This is a genomic window from Rhizobium sp. ERR 942 (assembly GCF_007828395.1).
Lineage (GTDB): Bacteria > Pseudomonadota > Alphaproteobacteria > Rhizobiales > Rhizobiaceae > Rhizobium > Rhizobium dioscoreae.
Genome location: NZ_VIUA01000004.1, coordinates 38,607 through 59,666, shown reverse-complemented (window position 1 = coordinate 59,666; position 21,060 = coordinate 38,607). Strand labels below are relative to the sequence as shown.

The 21,060-nt window shown below is 61.3% G+C and carries 18 protein-coding genes; 4 read left to right on the top strand and 14 right to left on the bottom strand.

What is annotated here, in order from left to right; translation table 11 throughout:
• Window positions 1-11: 11 nt before the first annotated feature.
• Window positions 12-851, bottom strand: a complete 840-nt coding sequence (locus FBZ97_RS17190) for a GNAT family N-acetyltransferase (protein ID WP_145321554.1) — start codon at window positions 849-851, stop codon at window positions 12-14.
• A 319-nt stretch (window positions 852-1,170) separates the two neighbouring features.
• Here FBZ97_RS17190 and FBZ97_RS17185 point away from each other — a divergent pair, with 319 nt between their 5' ends.
• Both FBZ97_RS17185 and FBZ97_RS17180 read left to right on the top strand, forming a co-directional pair.
• Entirely contained in the window at window positions 1,171-1,839 is a 669-nt protein-coding gene (locus FBZ97_RS17185) for a haloacid dehalogenase type II (protein WP_145321556.1), read from the top strand.
• A 15-nt stretch (window positions 1,840-1,854) separates the two neighbouring features.
• The gene (locus tag FBZ97_RS17180; RefSeq protein ID WP_145321558.1) at window positions 1,855-3,129 is read left to right on the top strand and encodes an FAD-binding oxidoreductase; all 1,275 of its coding nucleotides are present in this window, start codon (window positions 1,855-1,857) and stop codon (window positions 3,127-3,129) included.
• 68 nt (window positions 3,130-3,197) lie between these two features.
• Here FBZ97_RS17180 and FBZ97_RS17175 read toward each other — a convergent pair whose 3' ends face one another.
• The 6 genes from FBZ97_RS17175 to argE form a co-directional block, all read right to left on the bottom strand.
• Entirely contained in the window at window positions 3,198-4,655 is a 1,458-nt protein-coding gene (locus FBZ97_RS17175; protein WP_145321561.1) for an NAD-dependent succinate-semialdehyde dehydrogenase, read from the bottom strand.
• 14 nt (window positions 4,656-4,669) lie between these two features.
• The gene (locus FBZ97_RS17170; protein ID WP_145321563.1) at window positions 4,670-5,713 is read right to left on the bottom strand and encodes a tartrate dehydrogenase; all 1,044 of its coding nucleotides are present in this window, start codon (window positions 5,711-5,713) and stop codon (window positions 4,670-4,672) included.
• 12 nt (window positions 5,714-5,725) lie between these two features.
• The gene (locus FBZ97_RS17165) at window positions 5,726-7,189 is read right to left on the bottom strand and encodes an aldehyde dehydrogenase family protein (RefSeq protein WP_145321566.1); all 1,464 of its coding nucleotides are present in this window, start codon (window positions 7,187-7,189) and stop codon (window positions 5,726-5,728) included.
• Window positions 7,190-7,328: 139 nt separating this feature from the next.
• Window positions 7,329-7,682 carry a cupin domain-containing protein gene (locus tag FBZ97_RS17160; RefSeq protein WP_113331033.1) on the bottom strand — a complete coding sequence of 118 codons (354 nt, stop codon included), beginning with the start codon at window positions 7,680-7,682 and terminating at the stop codon, window positions 7,329-7,331.
• 24 nt (window positions 7,683-7,706) lie between these two features.
• The gene (locus tag FBZ97_RS17155; RefSeq protein ID WP_145321569.1) at window positions 7,707-8,630 is read right to left on the bottom strand and encodes a glyoxylate/hydroxypyruvate reductase A; all 924 of its coding nucleotides are present in this window, start codon (window positions 8,628-8,630) and stop codon (window positions 7,707-7,709) included.
• A 13-nt stretch (window positions 8,631-8,643) separates the two neighbouring features.
• A complete protein-coding gene (gene argE / locus FBZ97_RS17150) occupies window positions 8,644-9,771 on the bottom strand; it encodes an acetylornithine deacetylase (RefSeq protein WP_145321571.1) in 1,128 nt (375 codons plus the stop codon).
• Between the two features lie 255 nt (window positions 9,772-10,026).
• Here argE and FBZ97_RS17145 point away from each other — a divergent pair, with 255 nt between their 5' ends.
• Window positions 10,027-10,884, top strand: coding sequence for a GNAT family N-acetyltransferase (locus FBZ97_RS17145; protein WP_246661813.1), 858 nt, complete (start codon window positions 10,027-10,029; stop codon window positions 10,882-10,884).
• A 51-nt stretch (window positions 10,885-10,935) separates the two neighbouring features.
• On the opposite strand, the gene FBZ97_RS17140 is transcribed toward FBZ97_RS17145, so the two are convergent.
• The 7 genes from FBZ97_RS17140 to FBZ97_RS17110 all read right to left on the bottom strand — a co-directional run bounded on the left by FBZ97_RS17140 (window position 10,936) and on the right by FBZ97_RS17110 (window position 19,728).
• Window positions 10,936-12,060 carry a Xaa-Pro peptidase family protein gene (locus FBZ97_RS17140; protein WP_145321575.1) on the bottom strand — a complete coding sequence of 375 codons (1,125 nt, stop codon included), beginning with the start codon at window positions 12,058-12,060 and terminating at the stop codon, window positions 10,936-10,938.
• Window positions 12,061-12,066: 6 nt separating this feature from the next.
• Window positions 12,067-13,287 (bottom strand): M20/M25/M40 family metallo-hydrolase, encoded by a 1,221-nt coding sequence (locus tag FBZ97_RS17135; RefSeq protein WP_145321577.1) that lies wholly within the window; start codon window positions 13,285-13,287, stop codon window positions 12,067-12,069.
• 12 nt (window positions 13,288-13,299) lie between these two features.
• The gene (locus FBZ97_RS17130; protein WP_145321579.1) at window positions 13,300-14,952 is read right to left on the bottom strand and encodes an ABC transporter ATP-binding protein; all 1,653 of its coding nucleotides are present in this window, start codon (window positions 14,950-14,952) and stop codon (window positions 13,300-13,302) included.
• Between the two features lies 1 nt (window position 14,953).
• Window positions 14,954-15,784 carry an ABC transporter permease gene (locus tag FBZ97_RS17125; protein WP_069614362.1) on the bottom strand — a complete coding sequence of 277 codons (831 nt, stop codon included), beginning with the start codon at window positions 15,782-15,784 and terminating at the stop codon, window positions 14,954-14,956.
• Window positions 15,777-16,724 carry an ABC transporter permease gene (locus tag FBZ97_RS17120; RefSeq protein WP_145321581.1) on the bottom strand — a complete coding sequence of 316 codons (948 nt, stop codon included), beginning with the start codon at window positions 16,722-16,724 and terminating at the stop codon, window positions 15,777-15,779. Before FBZ97_RS17120 ends, FBZ97_RS17125 begins: the two co-directional genes overlap by 8 nt.
• A 118-nt stretch (window positions 16,725-16,842) precedes the next feature.
• Window positions 16,843-18,393 carry an ABC transporter substrate-binding protein gene (locus tag FBZ97_RS17115; RefSeq protein ID WP_145321583.1) on the bottom strand — a complete coding sequence of 517 codons (1,551 nt, stop codon included), beginning with the start codon at window positions 18,391-18,393 and terminating at the stop codon, window positions 16,843-16,845.
• Window positions 18,394-18,405: 12 nt separating this feature from the next.
• Window positions 18,406-19,728, bottom strand: a complete 1,323-nt coding sequence (locus FBZ97_RS17110) for a M20/M25/M40 family metallo-hydrolase (RefSeq protein ID WP_145321585.1) — start codon at window positions 19,726-19,728, stop codon at window positions 18,406-18,408.
• 130 nt (window positions 19,729-19,858) lie between these two features.
• On the opposite strand from FBZ97_RS17110, the gene FBZ97_RS17105 reads away from it, so the two are divergent.
• The gene (locus FBZ97_RS17105) at window positions 19,859-20,614 is read left to right on the top strand and encodes a GntR family transcriptional regulator (protein WP_113331023.1); all 756 of its coding nucleotides are present in this window, start codon (window positions 19,859-19,861) and stop codon (window positions 20,612-20,614) included.
• Window positions 20,615-21,060: the final 446 nt, after the last annotated feature.

Below are 21,060 nucleotides of genomic sequence, written 5' to 3'. Positions count from 1 at the left end.
TGATCTCCAAATTATCCAAGAGCCTGATTGGCCAATGCAAATATTCTCGCGTCCCGACCGAAGGCTCCAGCGCCGCCCGGGCGCCGCATCGCGATACCGCCACCCACATGGCTAAGGCCGATCTGCGCCAGCCAGCCGGCCAGTCCCGAGCTTTCGTTCGTATCAACGCGCAGGAATTCGCTCGGCTTGCTAAGGGCAAGCGCCGTTATCAGCGATTTCGCATCCTCGGTATTCGATGCGACGACAGGCCCGATCACATCGCCGCGTCCAAAGGCGCGCAGCGCGCCGAAAGCCTCGATACGGCCGCGTCGCCGAATGACGACTATCTGCGCGACATCTGTGAGAGCGTCGATCAACGTGCGGCGATCCGCACCGAAAGCTGCGCGGTCGAGCGCTTTGATCGCGGAAAAATCATCGGCGGTCGCGGCCTCGACATCCCCAGCCGGCGCGAGGTCGGCGAGATGTCCCTGATGTTGAAAGATCTCGCCCTCGGCGACAAAGCCGAGCTTGCGATACAGCGGCAGTCCTTCCGTGGTTGCAATGAGCCTCAGAGGGCGGTGGCCAGCCAGCGCCATTGCCGCATCCATGAGCTTGCGACCAAGCCCGCGGCCGCGCAGGTTTTCGTCGACGATCACCATATTGATCGTCGCGCAATCTTCTCCATAGGGGGTCATCAGAATGGTGCCCACGACGCGGCCCGTCTCGTCCACGGCTGCTGCGCCTTGGCTCAAACGCAAGGCAAGACGCCAGTCCTCGGCACGATGAGGCCATTTGGCTTGACGTGAGAGGGCGAGGGCGCCGTCTATATGCTCCGGTGTGAAGCTGACCAAATTTATGCTGTCGGTTCGCATGGGGCATCCTTTCCTTGCCCCAAGTCTCGGCGATCCCCGCATGGCAGATTATCTGAAGGCATGGTTCGTCGTGATATCTTTCGCCGTAGCGGGCGCGCTTGGCCGCATCTTATGCTGAGGATCCTTTTTCGGTCGCTCCGCGATGGTCCAAAAACAACGTCGCGACGCATATCCGCTGCAACACTCTGCCAAAGGACGCCGCGCATACGAAACAATATGCTTTGCGGACACGCCAATTCGATCACGTCCGTCGTGGGACTTCAGCCTATGATCGTCTCATAAAGAACGCAGATGCCCTTTAGATAGAGGACGAACGGACATGGCGCCTTTCCGGCCGAAATACATCACCTTCGATTGTTATGGCACGCTCATCAATTTCGAGATGGCCGAAGCGGCTCGCGACATCTATGGCGCCGAGCTCGATGAGGCGAGGATGCTGCAATTCATCAAGAATTTTGCCGCCTATCGGCTGGACGAGGTTCTCGGTGATTGGAAGCCATATGCCGACGTCGTTCACAATGCGGTCGAGCGGACCTGCCGCGCGAATGGCGTCAAGTTCCGCGCGGAAGACGCCAAGGCAATTTATGAACGCGTGCCCGGCTGGGGGCCGCATCCCGACGTGCCAACCGGACTGGCGAAGGTTGCCAAGGAAATCCCTCTGGTCATCCTGTCCAACGCGATGAACAGCCAGATCATGTCGAATGTCGAGAAACTTGGCGCGCCTTTCCATGCCGTCTATACGGCAGAGCAGGCCAATGCCTACAAGCCACGCTTCAAGGCGTTCGAATATATGTTCGACATGCTGGGCTGTGGACCGGAGGACATCCTGCATTGCTCGTCCTCTTTCCGCTATGATCTGATGTCGGCGCATGATCTCGGCATCAAGAACAAGGTCTGGGTCAACCGTGGTCATGAGCCGGCAAATCCCTATTACGGCTATGTCGAGATCGCGGACATATCCGGCCTGCCCGGCGTCGTCGGACTTTAAGGGAAAGGCAGCCTCATGAAATTCGTCTCCTATTGGCATGACACGGCGCCGGCCTTTGCCGGAGGCCGGCAAGGCCCCGTCGAAGGGCATTACGACGCCTGTGTCATAGGAGCCGGTTTCACCGGACTGTCCGCGGCCCGGCAACTGGCCAAGGCCGGTGCGAGGGTCGTCGTTCTCGAAGCCGAGCGTGTCGGCTGGGGCGCCTCGGGCCGTAACGGCGGTCATCTGAACAACGGTCTTGCCCATAGTTATCCAGCCGCCAAAGCCGAACTCGGCAAGGAGAGGGCGATCGCGCTCTATAAGGCGCTCGATGCCTCCATCGATACGATCGAGGCGCTTGTCGCCGAAGAGGGCATCGACTGCAATTTTCGGCGGGCCGGAAAGCTGAAGCTGGCATCGAAGTCGCAGCATTTCGGATCGATCGCCCGCAATTTCGAAGAGGTTCATGCCGAAGTCGATCCGGATACGGCGCTGCTTACGCCGGACGATCTCAAACAGGAAATCGGCTCGCCTTTCCATGGAGCCATGCTTTTCAAGAAAAGCGCGATGATGCATATGGGCCGCTACGCTGTCGGCCTCGCGGATGCAGCGGTTCGCCATGGCGCGGCAATTTATGAGGCGGCGCCGGTGACGAACAGGCTGCGGGAAAAGGGCAGGCATCGGTTGGTGACACCGCGCGGCGAGATCACGGCCGACAATGTACTGGTGGCGACCGGCGCCTACACGACCCCGAATTTCAGCTATTTCCGCCGGCGGATCATCTCGGTCGGCAGCTTCCTGATCGCAACCCGACCGCTGACGGCGGATGAGATCGCATCGGTCATGCCGGGAAACCGCACCTGCGTTACCTCGATGAACATCGGCAACTATTTCCGCCTGTCCCCCGACAACCGGTTGCTATTCGGCGGCCGGGCACGATTTTCCGCGACCTCCGACCATCGTTCCGACGCCAAGAGTGGCGCAATTCTGAGGGCGGGTTTGGCCGAGATATTCCCCCGGCTTTCCGGAGTCGATGTCGATTATTGCTGGGGCGGTCTCGTCGATATGACCAAGGATCGCTATCCGCGCGCCGGCTATCATGATGGAAGCTGGTATGCGATGGGCTATTCCGGCCATGGTGCTCAACTGTCGACCCATCTCGGCATCATCATGGCCGATGCCATGCTCGGCCGCGAGGATCGCAATCCCATGAGGGATGTCGATTGGCCGGCCGTGCCGGGTCATTTCGGCAAACCATGGTTCCTGCCGTTGGTGGGCCTCTACTATAAGGCGCTGGACAAGTTCCAGTAACGACAGTTGCCGGGGCCATGGTGGGCCGATCGCGAGCAGATTGACCCGCTATGGTACTGGATTCTGATCTAGCCCAGCCCGCCCATGTGAAAGCTCTTCATTTCGAGATATTCCTCGATACCGGCTTGCGCGCCCTCACGGCCGATCCCGGATTGCTTGACGCCGCCGAAGGGGGCAACTTCCATCGACACCGAGCCGGTATTGAGCCCGACCATGCCGAATTCCAAGGCCTCGCCGACGCGCCAGGCGCGCTTGAGATTGTCGGTATAGAAATAGGACGCCAGGCCAAAGGGCGTGCCGTTGGCGATCGCAATCGCCTCCTCTTCGGTCTCGAAGCGGAAGAGCGGCGCCACCGGCCCGAAGGTCTCTTCGCCGGCAAGCTCCATCTCGGTCGTTGCCCCGGTCAGGACGATCGGAGCCGTATATTGTCCGCCGTCGGGTAGCTGCCGGGCGGCTGTGATGATCGTTGCGCCCTTTGCCAGCGCGTCGCGGACATGCCGGTCGATTTTCTCGATTGCCGCGTGGTTGATCATCGGGCCGATCGACACGCCGGCTTCCGTGCCCGGCCCGACCTTCATGGCATCGACCTTCGCTTTCAGTTTCGCTGCGAAGGTGTCATAGACGCTCGATTGCACAAGGAGCCGGTTGGCGCAGACGCAGGTCTGGCCGCCATTGCGGAACTTGGAGGCAAGCGCGCCTTCGACGGCCAGATCGAGATCGGCGTCGTCGAAGACGATGAAGGGTGCGTTACCGCCGAGTTCGAGGCTGAGCCGCTTGATGCTGCCGGCAGCACCGCGCATCAGCAACGCGCCGACCCTCGTCGAGCCGGTGAAGGAGATCTTGCGCACGGTTTCGTTGCCCATGATCTCGTTGCCGATCTCGGCCGGCATCCCGGTGACGATATTGATCACGCCGGCCGGGATGCCGGCGCGCTCGGCAAGGACCCCGAGGGCGAGCGCGGAATAGGGGGTGAATTCCGAGGGCTTGATGACAACAGCGCAGCCGGCGGCAAGGGCGGGCGCGACCTTGCGCGTGATCATCGCATTGGGAAAATTCCAGGGTGTGATGATGCCGCAGACGCCGACCGGCTCCTTGAGCACGATGATGCGGCGATCGGGTGTGGGAGACGGTATCGTGTGACCGTTGATGCGGCGGGCTTCCTCGGCGAACCACTTCACGAAGGAGGCGCCGTAGCGGATTTCCCCACGGGCTTCATCGAGCGGTTTGCCTTGCTCCGTTGTCAGAATGAGGGCGAGATCGTCGACATTCTCAAGCATGAGATCGTGCCAGGCTTCGAGAAGGGCGGCACGCTGCGCATTCGTCTTGCGCTTCCAGCCGCGCTGCGCGCGCTCGGCAGCCGCGATCGCGTCGCGCGTCTCCCTAGAACCCATGTCGGGCACCGTGCCGATGGCAGCCTGTCTGGCGGGGTCTTGAACATCCACCGCCGCGCCTGAGGCCGCCGCGACCCAGGCTCCATCGATCAATCCCTTGTCACGAAAAAGCTGCTTGTCTTTCAAATCCAACATGAGGTCCTCTGCAATCAGGAGAGCGCGGCGATGATGCCGGCGGTGATGGTTTCCGTTCGATCCTTGCCCGGAAGTGTGCCGATGCCGCGCGCGGTTGCGGCCTCCATCGCCGCGATGATGCGGGTGGCAGCATCCCTCTCGCCCAGATGATCGAGCATCATCGCTCCCGACCAGATGGCGGCGATCGGGTTGGCGATGCCGCGCCCGGCAATGTCCGGTGCTGAACCGTGAACCGGCTCGAACATCGATGGGGCGTTGCGCTGCGGGTTGATGTTGGCTGAAGCCGCAAATCCAAGGCCGCCCTGAATGGCCGCGCCAAGATCGGTCAGGATATCGCCGAACAGATTGGAGGCGACGACGACGTCAAGGCTTTCCGGCGCCATCACCATGCGGGCCGCCATCGCGTCGATGTGATAGCTCGTGACTTCGACATCGGGATATTCCGCCGAAAGCCTGGCGGTGATTTCGTCCCAGAACACCATGGAATATTTCTGGGCATTGGACTTGGTAACGGAGGCAAGCTTGCGGCGCCGGGTACGCGCCTGCTCGAAGCCGAAACGCAGGATGCGCTCGACGCCCGCGCGGGTAAAGATCGACGTCTCCACCGCGACTTCATCACTCGTGCCCTGATGGACGCGACCGCCGGCGCCCGAATATTCACCCTCGGTGTTTTCGCGGATGCAGAGAATGTCGAATGTTTCCGCCCGCAGCGGTCCCTGGACCCCCGGCAGCAGCCGGTGCGGTCGGATATTGGCGTATTGCACGAAGGCCTTGCGGATCGGCAGCAACAGGCCGTGCAGCGAGACCGCATCGGGCACTTCGGCCGGCCAGCCGACGGCCCCGAGTAGGATCGCATCGAACGACCTTAGCGTCTCGATCCCGTCTTCCGGCATCATCCGCCCCGTCTGCTTGTAGAATTGGCAGGACCACGGAAATTCGGTGCTATTCAGTGCAAAGCCGCCAGCCTCGGCGGCGACTTGCAGCACCGACCATGCGGCGTCTGTCACGTCCTTGCCGATGCCGTCACCAGGGATCAGAGCGATGGAATAGGTCTTCATGGTATAGGTCCCTTAAAGGCTGATGAGCACGCTCTTCGTTTTGCGATTGGCAAGGTAAGCCTCGCGTCCCAGGTCCTTGCCGATGCCGGAGCGCTTATAGCCGCCGGTCGGTAAGATATGATCCCGCGAGCGGCTGTAGCGATTGACCCAGACCGTACCTGCCTGGATCTGCCGGCTGAGGCGGATGGTACGCGACAGGTCGGATGTAAACAGGCCCGCGGCAAGCCCGTAGGAGGGGTGATCGGCAAGCACCATCGCTTCGTCTTCGTCCTCGAAAGTCTGCAGCGTCAGGACCGGCCCGAAGATTTCCTCGAGAATGGCGGGAGAAGACGGATCGAGATCGGTCAAAAGCGTCGGTTCGTAGAAATAACCCGGCCTATCCATCGGCTTGCCGCCGGCGATACAGCGGCCGCCTTCGCTGATCGCGGCAGCAACGATCGCGTCGATCCGGTCGCGCTGGCGTTCGGAGATGATCGGCGAATAGCGTGTCGCCTCATCCCAGGTGGGGCCAGGACCGATATCCGCCATCCGCGCGATGAGGGCTTCCGTGAATTGGCCGGCAACGCTTGCCTCCACGATCACGCGCGTCGCGGCGACGCAAGCCTGGCCGGCATTGAAGAGAATGCTGCCGACGATCGCATCGGCCGCTTTCGAAAGATCGGCGTCCTTGAAGACGATCTGCGGGCTCTTGCCGCCAAGCTCCAGGGTCATCGGCTTGATGCCAGACCGGGCGGTATTCTCCATGATCGCGGATCCCGCTCGGGTGGAGCCAGTGAAGCTGACCTTGGCGATATCGGGATGGCCGGTGAGCGCCGTACCGGTGGCGAGCCCGTCGCCGAGAACGACGTTGAAGAGGCCGGCGGGCAATCCGGCCCTCGCGGCGAGCTCGGCTAGGTAAACAGTCGAAAATGGCGTCATTTCCGAAGGTTTGAGGACGACGGCATTGCCTGCGGCAAGCGCCGGACCGAGCTTCCAGCCGGCCATGGAGACCGGAAAGTTCCAGGGCGTGATCGCGCCGACGACCCCATAGGGTTCGCTGAGGATCATGCCGAAGGTCTTGTCATCGGTGGGCACGACATCGCTGCCCTCCTTGTCGGCGAATTCGGCAAAGAAACGAATCTGCTCCGCGGTGACCGCTATGTCGCCGGCCGGCAATTGACTGATCAATCGGGTGGAGGACAGAGCCTCTATTCGAGCCAGCGTCTCCGTCTCCGCTTCAATCAAGTCCGCCCAGGCATGCATTACGCGGACACGTTCGCGCGGCCGCAGGCCGCTCCAGTTGCTGGCCTTCAATGCCGCCTTGGCCGATTCGACGGCGCGGTCCACCATCTCGTGGCTCGCAATCGGGCAACCTGCATAAGGCTTGCCGTCGGAGGGCCTTTTCATGTCGATCTCGCCGGGCGCTTCAATGAGCTCCCCGCCGATGAAATGGCCGATCGGCAATGGCAAGGTGTCAGGATCGAAGCTCAAGCTCATGGGAAGCTCTTTCTTAAGGCTTTGCCAGAGCCTAGCGCCGGCTTACGAGCAGCTTGCTCCGTATGCCGGCGCGCGGGCCGACGAATCTTGCGTTTCAGCCGGGGCGAACAGTGATTTCTGTTGCGGCGGCCAGCAGCTTTCATCCGACAGTCACATAGATCTTGCGAACGGTCTCGATCGTCTTCCATCTGCCCACGAAGCCCGGCTTCATCACAAAGCTGTCGCCGGCCCGGTAGATGACCGGTTCGCCGTCATCGGGGGTGATTTCGACGACACCCGCGAGGATGTGGCAGAATTCGAAGGTCTCGCCCTTGATCGACCGGGTCTCGCCTGGCGTCGCTTCCCAGACACCAGTGCGCACGGCGCCGTCCTTCGCCTCATCCTGCGCCCAGGTCTTGAACGAGGGATCGCCGGCAATCAGTCTTTCCGGCAAGGCTTTGGATTCACGCGGGGCCGTACCGGGATTGGTTACGACGGTCTTGAGGAAGGTCATGGTGAGCCTTTCATTGCTATGGGTTCAATATCCGCGCCGCCGGTCGACGAGCCCGATGGGATCCTGGCCTTCGCGATAACGACGGATGTTGTCGATCACCGCGCGTGCGGCGGTATCGGGCTGTGTAACGCTGGCGATATGCGGAGTGAGCATGATTTTCGGGTGTCGCCATAAAGGGTGACCCGAAGGCAGGGGTTCTGGGTCGGTCACGTCGATCACCGCCGCCGCCAGACGGCCGCTATCGAGCGCCTCGATCAGCGCGTCGGCATCGAGCTGTGGGCCGCGACCGGCATGCACGAGCATCGCCCCCGCCGGAAGGCCGCCAAGAAGCGTGTCGCCCAGGAACCCCGTGGTCTCTTGCGTCAGAGGCAGCAGGCAAATGAGAATGTCCGTCGCAGCCACCATGGTCCTGAGGCCGGTTTCGCCGTGATGACACTCGACGCCCTCGATCGTCCGGGGCGATCTGCTCCAGCCGGCGAGTGGGAAACCGAAGGGCTTCAGCCGCTCGAGCACGGCTGTCCCGAGAACGCCCAATCCCAGAACTCCGATTCGTCTTTCATGCGCCTGGCGCTGAGGCAGGCCGCGCCATTCCCCGGCGCGCTGCTGCGCAAGATAGGAAAGAAGGTCGCGATGCAGCGCGAGCACCGCAAGCGTCACATATTCCTGCATCATCCTGACGATGCCATCCTCGACCATGCGGACGATCTTCACATGTTCAGGCACGAGATCCGTCTTGAACTGGTCAACGCCCGCGCCGATCGAAAACAGGATTTCCAGATTGCGGTAACGGGCGAGGTCGTCGGGCACCGTCCAAGTGATGAGGAAGCGAACCTCATCAGGATCCACGCTCGCCGCATTCATCGAAAATGCCAGATCCGGCAGTTCCTCGGCGAAGGCCTGCGCGAAGATCGCTCCGCGCTTGGCATCCGAATTGAAGAGAAATGTCATGGCGATCGCTCCCTCAAGCCCGTGCGCAGCGCGCGGCCAGGGCCAATATCATCTGGCGGCATTCCTCGAGTTCGTCCTCTAGAATGTATTCGTCGGGCTTGTGCGCGCGCTCTATGTCGCCAGGCCCGCAGATGATCGCATCGATCCCGGCTGCCTGATATAGGCCAGCCTCGGTCCCGTAGCTGACCGCCGCAAGCGACGGCCTGCCGGTCATTTCTTCCAACAGGGCCGCAAGTGGCGCGTCCTTCGCAAGCGACAGCGCGGGATAGGCGCTGAGCGGCGTCCAATCGACGGAAAAGCCCTGTTCCTTGAGCATGTCAGCGCAATGGCGGATTGGGGCAAGCAGTTCCTCAGGGGCCACGTCGGCGATAGCACGTGCCTCGAGGTCGAGCCGGCAGTTGTCGGGGACGATGTTCAGCGCCAGTCCGCCGGACACAATGCCGGCCTGAAGCGTCGAGTACGGCGGCTCGAATACGGGGTCGAACGGGCCGAGCGTCAGCCTCCGAGCTTCATCGACCGCCGAATTGAGCACCCGCGACATGGCATGGATGGCGTTGAGCGCCAGGTCTGGACGAGACGAATGGCCCGCCCGTCCGCCGACGGTGACGCGAGCCGCCGCTTTCCCCTTATGGGCGCGCACGGCCTGCATGCGGCTGGGCTCGCCGATGATAGCGCCTTGCGGGGGTGCGCAGAGTTCCTTCATCCGCGCCAGTAGATGCGGCACGCCCCGGCATCCCGCTTCTTCGTCATAGGAGAATGCGAGATGAATGGGACGGGCAAGATTTGCCCTGGCAAGTTCCGGCGCCGCGGCAAGCGCTGCGGCAAGAAACCCTTTCATGTCGGTCGTACCACGCCCGTGGAGCCGATCGGCCTCCTTTCTGAGCGCGAAAGGTTCCGACGCCCAGCCGGGCTCTCCAGCGGGAACGACATCCATATGGCCAGATAGGATATAACCCGCGACATCCCTGGGGCCGATCGTGGCAAAGATGTTGGACCTGTCACCTTCAGGCCCTGGAAGCACGGTGACGTGGATTCCGAGGCCTTGCAGATACGTCTGGATCCAGCCGACGATCCCGTCATTCGGCGTGCCGACGACGCTCGGAAAGGCGACAAGACGGGCGAGGATTTCAACCGTGTCCATATGCTCCTCGGCGGCTGCGGCATTTGCTGACATTTCCCAATAGCATTGGCCTGCGCTTTCATAATTGCATGCCGAATGTCGAAGTGTTTCAGTCGATTGTTGTGCAGGCACACGCAATTCGAGCTAATTGTATCGGCGGGCGTCGCCTATCCTTGCTGACGGGGAGCGCGTCTGTTTTGGCGCATGGGTATAGGTAGCAGGTTTCGAGGTGGTCCAGTGAAGGTATCTGACAGTTTGCGGGTCGATGCTTTCTCCATGCATATCGGCGACATCAAGGACGTGGAGCTCGATCAGTTGCACGCGCTGTCGATCTCAGTCCGTTGGCCGCATCGAGCCGAAGACTGGGAATTTCTGAGGCAGACGGGTAGCGGCATCGTCGCACTCGATGAGATCGGTCGCGTCATGGGATCTGCCATGTGGTTTCCGCACGGAGACGAGTTTGCCACCGTCGGCATGGTGATTACCTCTCCGCGTTTGCAGACCAATGGCACCGGTCAATGGCTGATGAGCCGGATCCTCGACAAGGTTGCGGGACGCCGCCTCAGCCTCAGCGCGACACGGGCGGCGCGGCGTCTGTATCTTTCGCTGGATTTCAAGCCGGAAAAGACGGTCTACCAATGTCAGGGGGAGGCGCGGATCGCGAAGGATTTCGCGCCGCTGCCTTCGGACGGCACGGTAAGGCGGCTTGGCGCCGACGATCTTGCAGCGATCCTGCGGCTCGATGCCATGGCCTTCGGTGCCGATCGCTCGGAGCTGGTCAGGCGTCTCAACGAGCAATCGATCGGTTACGGCCTGTTCCGGGGAGCGGATTTGCAGGCTTTCGCCTTGTGCCGGCCCTTCGGACGCGGCCATGTCGTCGGGCCCGTGGTTGCGTCGAGTGATGCCGATGCGATCGTCGTGGTCGAGCCACACGTGGTGCATCATGCCGGCCAATTTCTTCGTCTCGACACGCACATGGAGAGCGGCGATTTCGCCTCTTACGTGTCGCAGTGCGGGATGCTTGTCTACGATACCGTCCTGACCATGTCGCTTGGAAACCATCCCTCCAATAGAAACAAGGCCAGCGCCGGTATGGCGGTCACATATGCTCTCGCTAGCCAGGCGCTCGGCTAAAATCTCGGCACGACCTCGCCGCGCGCAGGACTTTCGCGTGTCGGCCAGATGTTATTTAGCCAGACCGAGGAGGCGGCGTGGCGTCATCGTCAGCCGTCTTCCGCCCTCCGGCGTAACAACCACCGTCTCGCTGAATCCAAGCCTGGCGGCTGTCGTATAGACATGGAAAGCCATGCCTTCCTCCAGCGGCCAATTCGCGTCCGGCAGAAAAACCCGGGAGAAATCGCTGGTGCGCGGCGTGCGGGTATAGAGACCAAGCGTATAGGCCGTTACATTGTCATAACGCTGTCTCAGTCCTGACGACATGAGACCCTGACGGACTATGGCATCGACCTCGCAGGCAGGAACGCCCGGCTTCATGGCTTCGATCTGCCGGTCCTGCAGCGCGATGATGCGCGAGGCGATATCCTGAAGCCTTGCCGATGCACTGCCGATGACGATCGGCCGCATGAGACGGGCACCATAGCTGCCCACGCGCGGAATAAGCTCCACGTGCAGAATATCGCCTGCGTCAAGCAATTCACTCTTGAAAGAGCCGTGCAGGAATTGGTGGTCGCCGCTGGCCTTGACGATCGGACCGGTCTCGCCGCTATCAGCACCTTCAAGCAGGAAGGTGGCAGCCGCGGTCGCCGCAGCCGTACGGGTCGAAGAGCCGGCTCGCGTATTCTGCGCTATCGCCAGCATGGCCCTGTCGGCGATGCCGGCCGCTTGCGTCAGAACGGCAATCTCGCGAGCCGATTTGACCCATCGCAGACTGTCGCTGATGCCGGGCAGAGCGACGAATTGCGCTTGGGGCAGGTGCGCCCGAAGCTTGGCCGCCGTATCGGCGCTGAAGCTATAGGAGGCGAAGTCGGCGCCGATGCGGGCGCTGGCGAAACCTCGAGCATGGATGCTGCTGGCGATCGCCTCGTGCGGATTGGTCGTATCGGCGAACCCGATGATATCGGAGATCCAGGTTTTTTCCCTGCACGGCGCTTCGTCGAGCTCGCGCAGGACGAACCAGGGCGCACCGTGTCGCGGGAGAAAGGCGGCGCGGTACATGGTTTCCGAAACGGTATAACCGGTAAGCCACGCAAGGAGCTCACCGCTGTCGATCAGGAGGAGATCGACAGCGGCGGCGTCCATGGCGGCATGTGCCTTGGCGATACGCCAATCATATTCGTCACGAGGAAACATGCGGCCTCAGGCAGCCTCGCAAATATCGAGAATGGTGAGCATGTAGATCCGGATCATGTCGAGATAGTCGACGATGTCGACGCGTTCGTCCGGCATGGTGTTGTACCGGCCGCCTGGTCCGCAGACGATGCCTTCCATGCCGAGTTCATGGTAGAGATGGCCGGCGTCCGTTCCGTAAAAACGCGTGGGCGTAATGGCGCCCGTCGGCTGCGTCTCGCCGCGGACGGTCTCATAGGCGGCGTTGATCGAGGTCACGATGCGTGAAGTCGGCGAGACTTCGAAAGGAGGCATCAGGGGACGGCCTTCGATCATCTCAGGCACCAGCTTGGCTTTCAGCCCGGGAAAGCGCTTTTCGAGCGCGACCAATTCCGCGGCGAGATCGGCAAGCACGCCTTCCTGCGTCTGGCCGGGCGCATAGCGGACCGAACCTCGGATGCGGACGAAATCGGCGACCTGCGGCGGGCGCCATTCCTCCAGCTCACGCCCGAGCGCACCATGGACGACACCGACATGACCGCGATTGATCGAGCGGTGCACTTCGCTTCTAGCGCCGCTGAAGGTCATGGCGTTGATATGCGGGATAAGATCGCAGGCGGCGGCGATGGCGTCGACCGATTGTTCGCGTTTGGACAGGTGCCGCGTGTCGCCGGTCAGCTCGATCACGAAGCTTAGCGCGGCGGCATGCATCGTCACGGCGGCAAGATCGCTCGGCTCGCTGTTGATGAAATAGTCAGCTTTAACGCCGTTGCGGATGGCTGCAAGCGTGCCCACGCCGCCCTGAAGCTCGCCGACGACATAGGTCAGGATCACATCGCCCTTCAGCTTGACGCCGGCGTCGAGTAAGGTCTTGACCGCGCAGAAGTAGGCGGCATCCCCCGCTTTCATGTTGGATACGCCGATGCCATAGATGAATTTATCGTCGACGAGGCCGCCCCAGGGATCGACGGTCCAGCCCTCGGTAACCGGGTTTGTATCGAGATGGCCGTTGAAGAGCAGGCTCTTTCCACCGCCGGTTCCCTTCAGGCGTCCGATCGCATTGAAGCGCTCGCCATTATCGAAGGGTTGCAGTTCGGACTGAAGTCCGATCGCCTCCATCTGGCGCGCCATGATGCGCGCAAGCTCGCGTTCGCCTTCGGTCTGGGAATGGCTCTTCTGGCGAACCATCATCGACAGGAAGTCGAGGCAGCTCTTCTCATCGATTGTTCCGATGAGCGATTTCGGGTCCATTTTTGATGCTCCTTAGAAGTCTCGTTCTGTAGGTGCGGCGCCGACAGGCGTCGGGACCGCGGCAAGCAGCCGGCGCGTATAGTCGGCCCGCTCGGGGCTGGTGATGTCTTCCGCCGGCACGACTTCGAGGAGATCGCCGCGATACATCACCGCGATGCGGTGGGCGATCTGGCGGATGAGGTTGAGGTCGTGGGTGATGAAGAGGAAGGCGGTGGAATGTTCGCGATGCAGTTCCAGCAGCAGCTCGATGATGGAGGCCTGCACCGAGACGTCGAGCGCCGAGGTGATCTCATCGCAGATCACCAGCTTCGGTCTGGATGCGAAGGCGCGCGCGATGGCGACGCGCTGCTTTTCGCCGCCGGAGAGCTGATGCGGATAGCGATCGGCATGGGTACGCGGCAGGCGCACCTGCTCGAGCATGTCGCCAATCCGTTGGGCGATGGCCCCATTCTCGCCTTCGCCATAGAGTTTCAGTGGCCGTGCCAGGATTTCGCGAATCTTCTGGCGTGGATTGAGCGAGGCGTCCGGATGCTGGAAGATCATTTGGACATTCTTGCGATAGGATTTGTCCATGTCGGCAAGGCCTGAAATCGTCCGCCCGGCGAAAGTCATCCGGCCCTCGAAGGGATTGAGCCCGGTCATTGCCTTGGCAAGCGTCGATTTGCCGGAGCCTGATTCCCCGACGATGCCGAGGATCTCTCCCGGCTGCACGCTGAGGCTGATGGCACGATTGCCCGCGAAGCGCTCGAAGGACCGGCCGGTCAGCGTCGACAGGAACGGCTTGCGGCCGTAATGCACGCTGACATTCTCGACCTTCATCAGGGGCTGGTCCTGATAGGACGGGCGTGTCTGCGTCCGGCGGTCGCTCGGCCGCGGCACCGCGGCGGTCAGCTGGCGCGTATAATCATGCTGCGGCGCATGGAAGATCGCGTCGACCGCTCCCTGCTCGACGATTTCGCCGCGCCGGATGACGGCGACCCGTTTCGCGGTGCGCGACAGCAAGGCGAGATCATGCGAGATATAGAGCGAGGCGACGCCCGTCTCGGCCTGCAGGTCGAGGAAGAGGTCGAGGATCTGACGGGAGGTGATGACATCGAGCGCCGTCGTGGGCTCGTCGAAGATGATGCATTCCGGATTGCAGGCAAAGGCGGTGGCGATAACCACGCGCTGCTTTTCGCCGCCCGATGCCTCGTGCGGCATGCGCTTCATCATGTCAGCGGGGCTTTTAAGGCCGACGCGATGCAGCATGGCTTCGCCTTCGTTCCACGCCTGCCTTGCGGTCAGGCCGCGATGGCGCCTCAGCGTTTCCGTGAGCTGCGTGCCAAGCGAGAGCGTCGGGTTGAGCGAGGTGCCGGGGTCCTGGAACACCATGCTGATCCGTTTGCCCCGCATGCGATTGACCTCGGCTGACGATTTCGCCGTTAGATCCTCGCCGCGAAGCCGGATGTCGCCACCGACCTCCCGAGCGTTCGCCGGCAGATAGCGCATGATCGACCAGGCCATTGAGGTTTTGCCCGAGCCGGACTCACCGACGAGGCCGAGAATCTCGCCGGCTCCGACTTGGAGATCGATATTCTTGAGCGCATGAAACACGCCGCCCGCCGTCAGATAGTCGAGCGAATAATTGCGGACCTGTAGGACGATATTGCTTGCCGTTTCTGTCATCTCAGCCTCCGGTGCGCGGGTTGAGCGCATCGCGCAGGCCGTCGCCGAGAAGATTGAAGCCGATGGCGACAATGGCGATGGCGAGACTCGGCCAGATCAGGATGCCGGCGCTGAGGTGCATGTATTGTCTCGCCTCCGAGACCATCAGCCCCCATTCGGTGGCGGGCGGCTGGGCGCCCAGACCAAGGAAGCTCAGCGTCGCGAACAGCATGACGGCAAAGGAAACGCGGATCGTCGTTTCCACCACGATGGGTGCGACGACATTCGGCAGCATTTCGCGCAGGATGATGTAACGCGAGCTTTCGCCGCGGGCGATCGCCGCGCTCACATAGTCCTGCTTGCGCACGGCAAGGGCTACGCTGCGAGTGATGCGCGCCATGCCCGGCGCGAAGGCAACGGCGACGGCGACCAGCGCATTGATGCTGCTGGACCCGAGCAGATTGACGATCAGCAGCGCGAACAGAAGGTTCGGGATTGCCATGATCGCATCGATGGTGCGCATGATGAATTCGTCGGCGCGGCCGCCCAGGAAGGCGGATACCGTTCCGATGAGGGCTCCGGCAAGCGTGCCGGCAAGCGTGGCGAAGACCGCCATCGTTACGGTCGAGCGCGCACCGATCAGCAGGCGACTCAAGATATCGCGGCCGTATTGGTCGGTGCCGAGAAGGAAATTCGCGCTCGGTCCCTTATAGCGGGCAAGGATCGACATGGCTTCCGGATCGCGTGGAGCAAGCCAGGGACCGAAGACGACGACGATGAAGACGAGGACGACCAGGACAAGGCCGACCGCGCCCTGCGGCGTGCGCAGCAGCCGTTTGAGAAGCTCAATCATACTGGATCCTCTTGTCGAGCCATGCGTAGAGAATGTCGGCGGCGAAATTGACGATGGAATAGGTTGCCGCCATGAGCAGCACGCCGGCCTGGATTGCCGGCAGGTCGCGCGTCTGGATGGCGACGATCAACTGCCTGCCGATGCCGGGAAGTGCGAAGATTTCCTCTACGACGATGATGCCGCCGAGGAGATAGCCGACATCGAGCGCGACGACGGTGATGGTCGGCAGCAGGGCGTTGCGCAGCGCATGACCGAACAGCACTCTTGACGTGGAAAGACCCTTTAGCCGAGCCGCGCGGATGTAATCGGTATGCAGCACATCGACGAGTTCGGAACGCACCATGCGAGAGACATGCGCGATGAGGATGATCGACACCACGCAAACCGGCAGCACCAGGTGGGCAAGGCCGTCGACAAAATTCTCGGTCAGTGGCACATAGCCTGTCGGTGGCAAAAGCTTCGCCCAATCGGAGACGAAGAGCACCGCGAGCGTCGCCGTCACGAATTCCGGCAGCGATACGCCGGCATAGGAGATGAGGCTGACGATCATGTCGGCGAGCTTGCCGCGGCGGATCGCTGCGAGGACACCGAGCGGTATGGCAAGCGCGAGCATCAAGGCGATGGAGAGCACGGCGAGTAGAAGCGAGCGGCCGAGAGCCTGGAGCATGGCCGGCCCGACCGGCTGGCCGGTGCGCAGCGACTGGCCGAAATCGCCATGCAGGACGCCGCCCAGCCAATGCAGATATTGCAGCCAGACGGGATCGTTCAATCCCATATGCTGGCGCAGTGCCTCAAGCGCCTGGTCGGTGGCGTTCTCGCCAAGCATCATCACGGCGGCATCCGCCGGCAGGACCTGGGTGATCGCGAAGACGACGAGCGACACGATGAAGAGCGTGTAAACGATCATCAAAAGCCGCTTCAGGAGATAGTTCGGTGACAAGGGCCATTTCCTGGCGTTGGAGCGACCGGTCGCTTCAACATAAGCGCCGATCTTCTTGCTATGGGATGCGTCGCGAAGGTCGTTGGCCTCGCGACGCTCATTCAGCTCGCAGGTGCTATCAGCTCCGCTTCGGCGCCTTGTCCGTCAAGGAGACGTAATCGAGACGGAAGACGGAAGCGCGCGGATGGACCTCGAAACCGGCGACCCAATCCCGCTTGGCGGCGAGAACATCGAAGAAGACCGGAATGATGGAAGGAACGTCCTCATTCATCAGCTTCTGCGCCTCGGCATAAAGCTCCTTGCGCTTGGCTTCGTCGGTGATGCCGCGCGCTTGGTTGACGACCTTGTCGAAGGCGGCATTGTTCCAGCGCGTTTCATTCCAAGCGGCATCGGAGGTGTAGAGCAGCTTGAAGATCGCATCCGCCGTCGGCTGCATGTTGTAGAAGCCGACATAGAAACTGCCCTTCTTCCACACCTGTTCGAGATAGGTCGCGTGCGGCATCGTCTGGACGTTGATGTTGATGCCGGCTTCCTTCGCCATCTCGCGCAATGCGACGGCGAGCTGGGTGCGCTGGCTCGGCTTGTCCGATGCAATCAGCGTCGCCTCGAAGCCGTTCGGATAACCGGCCTCGGCCAGCAGCTTCTTGGCTTCCTCGATATTGGCCTGGCGCAGCGGCAGGTCGGCATAGAAGCGATAGGAGGAATTGAGGGCGGTATCGTTACCCGGCGTGCCGAAGCCTTCGGTGACGAAGTCGACCATCGCCTGCCGGTCGACGGTAAGCGCCAGCGCGCGACGAACGCGGGCATCGTTGAAGGGCTTTGTGTCGCAGCCGAAATTGATGTTGCAGAACTGGCCCGACGGCACGCGCAGCGGATTGACGCCTTGGGCGTCCTTCATCCGCAGATATTCGGTCGGCTGCACGGTCGAAATGATGTCGATATCGCCGGCAAGCAGGGCCGAGGTCTGCGCCGAGGTATCCGGAAAGACCTGGATTTCGACGCGATCTAGATAGGGACGCTTCGGATCGTAATAATCGGGATTGCGCTCGACGACGATCAGACGGTCGGGTTCGTAGGAGACAAGCTTGAACGGGCCGGTGCCGACGGCCGTGGTCGACAGCTTCTTGAAGTCGCCTGTGGCGATGGAGGCTGGGATGATGCGCGCGACCGTGTAGGCTGTCGCCACTGGGAAGTCAGCGTAAGGGGTCGAAAGCTTGAAGACGGCGGTCAGAGGATCGACTGCGATCACATCGGCGATCGGGCCGACATTGTTGAGTGCCGGCGAAGCGTTCTTCGGATCAAGGATTGCCTTGAAGCTCTGGACGACATCGTTTGCGGTCAGCGGCGATCCGTCATGGAACTTGACGCCGCTACGCAGCTTGAAGGTCCATTCCGTCAGCGCATCGTTGGCGCTCCAGCTTTCGGCAAGATCCGGCTCGACCGACATATCGACCTTCAGCCGGGTCAGATTGCTGTAGAGCAACTCGGTGACCATGTATTCCGGGTTGACGCGCGTCAGCAGCGGATGGATCACGCTTGCGGCCTGATCGACGGAAATGCGCAATGTGCCGCCCTTGGCTGGAACGGTGGCCTGAGCAAAGCCGATGGCGGGCGTTGCCAGAATGGCGGCGGTGCTCGCCAGGAAATGACGTCGATTCAGCTTCAGCATTGCGATGTTCCCTTATTTTGATGGTGCGTGTTCTGGAATAAGGCCGGTCTCAAAGTCGCGGGCGAGATAGGCAAGGATGCTCTGCGCCAGCGCGACGATATCCGTGGTCGTCGTATGTTCGTCGGCGCTATGGATGCAGCTCTCCGGACGTCCAAGGCCGCCGAGCAGGACTTCCTGCATCGCACCCGTTTGCTGCACGTAGCCGAAATCGGAGCAGCTGGCGGCACCCCATTTGCTGAAATCGGAATCCTGATAGCCGAAGCCGAGGCTGAGCGCCTTCTGCCAGCGCGGCCAATGCGGACCGTCCGGGTCTGAGGTCGGAATAAGATGGCCGACAAGATCGATCTCGACGCGCAGCTCGGGCGATTTTGCCATGACGGTGCGCACGAGCTCTTCGATCTCAGCCCTTGCCGTTTCGTAACTTTCCTCGGGTGCGTAACGGCGGCTGACGAGGATCTTCAGCTCCGCGGGAACCTGTCCTCCCGACGTACCGCCATTGATGGCGGCGATGGAAAGCTGTGGCCGCAGCGGTCCGCTCGCATGCGGCGGCGCTGGCAAGGCGGATGCGAAGGCAGCCACCTGCGGCTTCAAGGCGTGCAAGGCATTCAGAAGCGGAAGGGCTCCGTCGATGGCATTGATGCCCGAGCCGGTGCGGTTGCCTTCGCCCGCGTGAACCGCATGGCCGCGAATAGTGATCTGAAGATTGAAGACGCCGAAGCAGCCCGCCCAGATGCGTGGTGCCGCCGAACCGTTGAAATTGACGATATGTCCCTTGAGCATGCCCTGCTCGGCGAGATATCGGATTCCCGGATAGAGGCCGCCTTCCTCATCGGTGCAGAGGAGCAGCATCGGATCGTAGGCAAGCTCGACCCCACACGCATCGGCGGCACGCAGCGCAAGGAGGGTCGCCGCGATGGTGCCTTTCATGTCCGCCGCTCCAAGCCCGAAGAGGCGTTGGCCTTCGCGGCGAAGACAGAGCGGATCCTGTTGCCAGGCAGGGGCGGCCGGAACCGTGTCGACGTGGTAGTACAACCCGCAAATCGGCTTGCTGCCGGATCGCTCGGCAATGAGATTAACCCGCGGCCCTTGGGCAGGGCCATTGCTGACCCGCCATAGCTCTTCCGGCACGGTAACCTCCCGGCAATGAAAGCCCATGGGTTCCAGCAGGCCCGACATCAGCGCCGCAAAAGCGGGATAGCCGTCTCCGGGCGGAAAAGAGGTATCGATCGCCACCATCCGCGCGAGGTCGCTGACAGCGCTTTCGACGGTCTCTTCAATGATTTTCAAGGCGCTTGCAAATGGCTCCTCAAAAGATGACAAGATTTGATCGCGCATGCTCGAATTCCGAAAAGACGCGCAGAAACACATGGAGGTTCCGCACTCGTATTTATATAAACTATATAGTAATGATGCTGCCGCTCACGCTTCGAGTCAACTCCAAATAAGAGGCAAATAATTGCGCGAAATGCCCAAATTTTCAGCAGATGTGCCGCGTGCATCCGAGCTCTCCGTTCCGCTCTATGAAGTCGTGAAACGTCAGATCACGGAAGCAATCATGATGGGCAAATGGCCGGCCGGGACCGTGCTGCCGAGCGAGATCGCGCTGTCGCAAAAGTTTGGAGTTGCTGTCGGCACGATCAGGCGTGCCCTGCAGGACCTGACCAATGAGGGCTTGCTCAGCCGCCGGCGCAAGACGGGGACGGTGGTCACCGGTCGTACGCCGCAGCACAGCTTGCGCTTTTTCTTCCAGTATTTTCGCCTGCACGGGCTCGACGGTTCGCTGCAAAACTCGACATCCGACATTCTTTCGCTGAAACGCCGTGGGGCGAACGAAGAAGAGCGGGCCGGACTGCGGCTTGACGATGCGGCTGAAGTCATCTCGATTCACCGGCTGCGCAGCGTCGGAGGCAAGCCGGTCATGCATGAAGTCATGGCACTTTCGGCGAGCATGCTGCCGGAGTTTCCCGATAAGAAGGAGGAGATTCCCTCCCTTCTTTATCTCTTCCTTCTCGATCGCTACGGGATTCGCATTTCCGCCGTGCGAGAGCAGATTGCCGCCGATATGGCGACGGAGGAGGACTGCCGGCTGTTGCAGTTGAGCATGCCCAGCGCCGTGCTGACGATCGACGAAGTGGCCTATGATCAGTCCGCGGTTCCGGTTCTCGTCGCAAAACATCGTGCGACGACCAGAAGTCATCGCTATGTGCATGAGGTTCAATAGCGGGCAAAAGGCGTAGCTCTCCAGCGCCGCAATCCGGAGACCGCGCCGTGTTATCCCGCTGCGGGTGCGCCTGCCATTTGCGCAAAATCCAGAAGGCCCGTCTGCGCTCGTTCACGGTTTGAGTGTCGTGATACGCAATGTTCGCGATTTCGAAGGCACAGACCCCTTCGTTGAGGATTTCGGCCTGACGATCGGCTTTGGAGATTTGCCGCCGCGTCTTTCAGCTCTTTCGTCGGGGCGGCAGAATAACTTCCGTTCTTCTTGTATCACTTGCTGCTCACTGTGCGAGTTGCCCAATGATATAGAGTTAATGGTTGTAATGAAGTTTGGCTTGATTACAGCATAGCGATAGTGTGACTAGGTACGGGGCTATGAAAATCTCGGGGCGTCCTTACGGATTTATTTTATGTTGGGAATGTGATAGCTGACATATATTAAGGCTGCGA